The organism is Bacillus sp. SIMBA_074 (assembly GCF_046534555.1).
Lineage (GTDB): Bacteria > Bacillota > Bacilli > Bacillales > Bacillaceae_G > Bacillus_A > Bacillus_A mycoides.
Genome location: NZ_JAWRYM010001020.1, coordinates 1 through 247, shown reverse-complemented (window position 1 = coordinate 247; position 247 = coordinate 1). Strand labels below are relative to the sequence as shown.

Annotated in this window: 1 protein-coding gene; it reads right to left on the bottom strand. The window is 72.9% G+C overall.

Annotated elements, in window-relative coordinates; translation table 11 throughout:
• Nucleotides 1-247: OpcA/G6PD domain-containing protein (locus SB773_RS33855; protein ID WP_410594857.1), on the bottom strand; the 247-nt coding region annotated here is incomplete at both ends.

The following is a 247-nucleotide window of genomic DNA, read 5'->3' as shown; positions in this document are numbered from 1 at the left end:
GAGCAGCGCGGTCGACGGAGAAGCCGACCCACCGCGCACCTCGACACCCGTGATGGGCTCGTACGGCGGCTGATCGAGCACAGCGGCCAGCTGCTCCCGCCAGTGCGTCAGACGCGTCCAGGCGAGGTCCGTGTCTCCGGGGGCGTGGGTGCGTCCGAGCAGCGCGAGCCGATCGCGCACGTCGGGTGAGGTGGCGGCATCGGTGATGCGGCGCTGGGCGATGCGGCCGAGAACGTGGAGCTGCCGC